The sequence below is a fragment of the Cognatundibacterium luofuense genome (assembly GCF_018139685.1).
GTDB lineage: Bacteria > Pseudomonadota > Gammaproteobacteria > Burkholderiales > Burkholderiaceae_D > Undibacterium > Undibacterium luofuense.
The window spans coordinates 1-449 of sequence record NZ_JAGSPN010000154.1; the positions used below are offsets into that span (position 1 = coordinate 1).

1 protein-coding gene is annotated in these 449 nt (G+C 54.3%); it reads left to right on the forward strand.

From position 1 onward, the window contains the following. Positions 1–449 (forward strand): aminotransferase class I/II-fold pyridoxal phosphate-dependent enzyme (locus tag KDM89_RS19790; protein ID WP_212689601.1); only part of this gene is annotated, 449 nt, incomplete at both ends.

Below are 449 nucleotides of genomic sequence, written 5' to 3' on the forward strand. Positions count from 1 at the left end.
GCAGTGCGTGAAGGCCGCGTTGTGACTTTGCAGACGGTAGGTTCCAGTGGTGGCTTGAAAGTTGGCGGTGATTTTATTCATCGCTACTTCCCACAATCGTCTATCCTGGTCAGCGATCCGACCTGGGATAACCACCGTGCGGTGTTTGAAGGTTCAGGCCTGACTGTTAAAACCTATCCTTACTATGATGCCGCAACTGGTGGTCTGCGCTTCGACGCGATGCTGGAAGCTTTGCAGCAAGCTGCGCCTAAGAGCATCGTATTGTTGCACGCATGCTGCCACAATCCGACTGGCGTAGATTTGACCAAGGCACAATGGCAGGCGCTGGTGCCTGTGCTCAAAGACCGCGAGCTGATTCCTTTCCTGGATCTGGCGTACCAGGGCTATGGCGATGGTATCGCAGAAGATGCGTATGCGATCCGTTTGCTGGCCGATGAAGGTCTGAGCTT